This window comes from Mycobacterium sp. (assembly GCF_032162105.1).
Taxonomy (GTDB): domain Bacteria; phylum Actinomycetota; class Actinomycetes; order Mycobacteriales; family Mycobacteriaceae; genus Mycobacterium.
The window spans coordinates 1-4,119 of record NZ_JAVRPS010000202.1; the positions used below are offsets into that span (position 1 = coordinate 1).

5 protein-coding genes are annotated in these 4,119 nt (G+C 65.7%); all 5 read right to left on the bottom strand.

Features of this window, described 5'->3' with window-relative positions; all coding sequences use genetic code 11:
- Positions 1–116: 116 nt before the first annotated feature.
- Complete coding sequence (locus QOC69_RS10300; RefSeq protein WP_526439018.1) at positions 117–989, bottom strand: fumarylacetoacetate hydrolase family protein; 873 nt, start codon at positions 987–989, stop codon at positions 117–119.
- A 25-nt stretch (positions 990–1,014) separates the two neighbouring features.
- Complete coding sequence (locus tag QOC69_RS10305) at positions 1,015–2,274, bottom strand: CaiB/BaiF CoA transferase family protein (RefSeq protein ID WP_526439020.1); 1,260 nt, start codon at positions 2,272–2,274, stop codon at positions 1,015–1,017.
- Positions 2,275–2,277: 3 nt separating this feature from the next.
- The gene (locus QOC69_RS10310; RefSeq protein ID WP_526439022.1) at positions 2,278–3,018 is read right to left on the bottom strand and encodes an enoyl-CoA hydratase/isomerase family protein; all 741 of its coding nucleotides are present in this window, start codon (positions 3,016–3,018) and stop codon (positions 2,278–2,280) included.
- 120 nt (positions 3,019–3,138) lie between these two features.
- Positions 3,139–3,621, bottom strand: a complete 483-nt coding sequence (locus QOC69_RS10315) for a VOC family protein (RefSeq protein WP_526439024.1) — start codon at positions 3,619–3,621, stop codon at positions 3,139–3,141.
- 12 nt (positions 3,622–3,633) lie between these two features.
- On the bottom strand, positions 3,634–4,119 hold a 486-nt coding region (locus QOC69_RS10320; RefSeq protein WP_526439026.1), incomplete at its 5' end, for an FAD-dependent oxidoreductase.

Below are 4,119 nucleotides of genomic sequence, written 5' to 3' on the forward strand. Positions count from 1 at the left end.
CAGATGCTCAAGGTGAACTCCATCGGTACTGGTGGGCATGTACGTTCGGCGACTACTCCTGTTGAGTGTCCTGCGTTCGGCGAGCGCTCGTATCCACCTGTGGACAGCCCGAATGGTCAGTCGTGGCCCGGTGACCGGATGTGCTCTGGCCATCCCGCCACGACTGGATTGCTCAGGTATCCAATGCCGGTCGTTCCGACCGTGACTGTGTCGCCCGGGTGTAGGAACTCTTGGGGCGTGCGGCCGACACCGGTTCCGCCTGCTGTGCCGGTGCTCATCAGGTCGCCCGGTTGCAGCGTCACAGTGCGAGTCAGGAACTCGAGAAGCGTTGGTATGGAATAGATCATGGTGTCGGTGGTGGCCCGCTGTTTGTACACACCGTTCACGCGGGTGCTGAGCTCGAGAGCGTGCGCATTGACATCGGGTACCTCGTCCGCGGTCACGATGTGCGGGCCGACGGGGCAGAAGGTGTCCGGACACTTGCACAGCGTGATCTGCAAGGGTTCGCGATCCATGACGTCGCGCGCGCTGACGTCGTTGATCATCGTGTAGCCGAAGATGTATTCGTGGGCACGCTCGGCTGGTACCCGGTATGCAGGCTTGCCAATGATGATGGACAGTTCGGCTTCCCAGTCGGTGTGCGTCTCGGGGGTGGGAATTCTGATTGGTTCGTCGGGGCCGATGACCGCTGAGCGCAGTTTGGAGAAGAACACGGGCTCGACGGGATGTAGGCCGGTTTCGGCGAGGTGGTCGGCGTAGTTGCCGCCGGCTAGGAGAAGTGTGGACGTCGGCGCAATCGGGGCCCGCAGTCGCGGTGGATGAACCAATTGCTTTGGGTTTTCACTTGATTGGCGCAGCCGGTCGAGTTCGCGGGGGCCCGCCTTGATCAATGCGGTCAGGTCGGTGTGACCGGTGGGCAGAACCGCGTTTTCGACGCGGATGCCCATCGCTGGATGGCCGCGGGCATCGTCATAGGCAACGATCTGCACTCAAATCTCCTAATCGTCGTGTCGCTCAGTTCGTGTGGCTCTCGTGCACCAACACCCCGCGGTTGGCGAACTCGGTGATCTCGTCGTCGCTGTAACCCAGTTCGCGTAGCACCTCGTCGTTGTGCTCGCCCTGGCGGGCCGGCTGCCGATCGGGCTCTGGGCCGGTGTCGACGGCCTCGGTACCGTCGATGCTCTCAGCGGGCTTGGTGTTGCCGCTGAAGTGCCAGGGCCGGCCGGGGACGGTGATCCGTCCGCCGGCGCCGTCGGGCACCGTGCGGGTGGCGCCCCAGTGTGTCGCCCAGTCGGTCTCGGCGAATTCGGAGATGTCGCGCATCGCGCCGATCGGGATCTTGGCCTCGTCGAGCTGCGCGTCCAGTGAGGCCACGTCGGTGAAGGTCCAGATCCAGCGCTGTACGACCTCGTGCAGGGCGTCCAGATTGCGTCGCCGATCCTGCGGGGTGGCGAAGCGTGGGTCGGCGGCGAGGTCGGGTCTGCGCATCGCGGCCAGGTAGAACGGGAACGACAAGCTGCTGACGAGGCTTACCGGGCTGACGAACCGTGTCCCGTCGGGTCCGATGAAAAACACGCAGTCGGTGGCGCCAAGGATGGGCGGCTCGTCACCAAGTTCGGCATCGGATAAATCTACGTGGACGCGTTCATTGATCGCCAGCATCACCGCGGCCATCGCCACATCGATGTACTGGCCTTGGCCGGTCACGCTGCGCGCATTGAGCGCGGCGAGGATGGCGATCGCGGCATGCAGCCCGGAATAGACATCCGCGTGGGAGAGCGAATCGCTGCGCGGACGGTCCTGCGGGGTGCCCCAGTGCGCGTTCGACATCTCGGTGATTCCAGTCTCCGCCTGCACTGTTGGGGCGTAGGCAGCGCGTGAACGCCACGAGCCGTGCTGGCCGTAGCCGCTGATCGAGGCGTAGACCACATGAGGGTTGCGTGCGGCGACGTCGTCGTAGCCCAGCCCGAACCCGGCGAGGGTGCCGGGGCGGAAGTTCTCCACGATGATGTCGGCCTCATCGCAGAGCCGCAGCGCGATCTCGCGTGCTCCCTCGACGTTGAGGTCGATGGAGATGTCGCGCTTGCCGGCGTTCTGCTGGGCGTAGTAGCCGGAGATCTCCCCGGTACGAGGGAAGGCCCGCCGGGCCATATCCCCGGATGGTGGTTCTATCTTGATCACCTCGGCGCCCAGGTCGAGTAAAGTCTGCGCGCAGTGCGGCCCGGCCAGCACCCGGGAGAAATCGACAACGCGGATTCCAGTCAGTGGAGCCATCTTTCAGCGCCCTTCGAAGCTGGCCAGGCCGGGGCCGTTCTGCTGCAGGGAGGCGACCCCAGTTCGAAAGTCCTCCGATGAGAAGATCGGTTTTTGCAGCTCGGCCATTGCCGCATCGGCGGCGCCGACACCCTCGTTGATCGCGATGGTGACCAGGGCCTTGGTGGCGGCATGCGCAACCGTGGGGCCGCCGGCGAGTTCACGGGCCAGGGTGGCGGCGGCCTGGTCGAGCTGTTCGTCGGCGACCACCCGGTTGATCACGTTCCAGCGTTCCAGGGTGCGTGCGTCGTAGCGGCGCCCGAGCAGGGCCATCTCCTTGGCCCGCGCGGCGCCGGCGCGCTGCGTGAGCCGCTGGATGCCGCCGGCCAGCGGGTGCAGCCCGACGGTGGCCTCCACCGAGCCGATCGTGGCCGACTCCGCGGCGATGATCAGGTCGCAGGCCAACGCCATTTCCAGTCCGCCGCCCAGACAGTTGCCGTGCACCGCGGCCACGATCGGGATGGGCAGCTCGTCGAAGGCCTGCAGCATCGCCAGGATCGGCCAACCCAAGGTGCCGTCCCCGCGCCCGGCCGCTTCCACCATGTCGTCCAGGTCCGCACCGGCCGAGAAGTGCCGCAGCCCGCTGCGCAGGATCGCCGCCCGCGCGCCGGACTTCCCGACCCAGCGCAGCGCGTCGATCAGCTGCTCGGTAAACCCCAGACCCATCAGATTGTAGGGCCGGTGATTCATGGTGATCACCGCCACCGGACCATCCAGATGACATGCGAAGGACCCATCGGGCTTACTGCGCTTGTTGGAGTCTTGGTTTGCATCCGCGATGGACATCGGGAGTCCTTCCGCCGTCGGTTGTCTCTGGGGGTGTGGCTACGGGTGTCGCATCAGGTCGGGCATGATCCAGGGACCCTCGGGTTCGGCGGCGTCGCGGTTCATCTCGATCGCCAGGACCCCGCCTTCGGGCGCGGTGAGCAGATGCAGATATGTCTGGTCGGGATCGCGAAATATCAGCAGCTGACCGGCGAGGGCTGCGATGACCGGCGAGTGCTCGATCCCGAGGGCGTCCAGGTGTGCGATCCATGCCTGCAGGTCATCGGCGCCGCCGGCGACAAAGTGCACCGGGTCGTAGCCGACGGTGGCGACGGCGGCGGCGGGGGCCCAGCGCAGCTCGATCGGGATGTCGACTCCGGGCAGCTGCAAAATCACCGCGTAGCGGGTGCCGGTGCCGTCGTAGTGATCGAACCGGGTCAGGTGCTCGGCGTCGAACACCCGCCGATACCAGTTCAGGCTGGTGTCCAGGTCGGCGACGGGCAATTTGATGTGGTGCAGGCCTCTAAGGCGTGGGGCAGCCATTGTTGTTCCGTTTCAGGCGAGTTCGGCCATGTGGAGGGCCATCTGCTTGCGTGCCGGTGGTAGGAGTCCGACGAGGGAGAACACGGCGTTACGGGCGAGCTGGGCCGCGCGGTTGTCGACAATAGAGGCGCGGGTCATGAAATTGGTGAAAGTGACTGTGGCGCCGGCGATCGGGCGGCGTCGTCGTTCGTAGCCGTCGAGGTCGGCGTTTTTGGCGCCCTTGATCGACGCGGACAGCGTGTGCGCCAGATCGACCGCATCCTGAATGCCCAGGTTCATCCCCTGCCCTCCTGCCGGACTGTGCACATGGGCAGCGTCGCCGGCCAAGAACACCGGCCCTTGGCGGAACGTGCTGGCGATGCGGTGATGGACGTGGAACTGCGACGACCAGGTCAGTTCGTTCACTCGCGCTCCGGTGGGGCCACGTTCATCGAGGATGTGCTGAACGAAGTCGACGTCGATGACCTCGGGGGGGTTGTCCACCGTCGCGAGCACCCG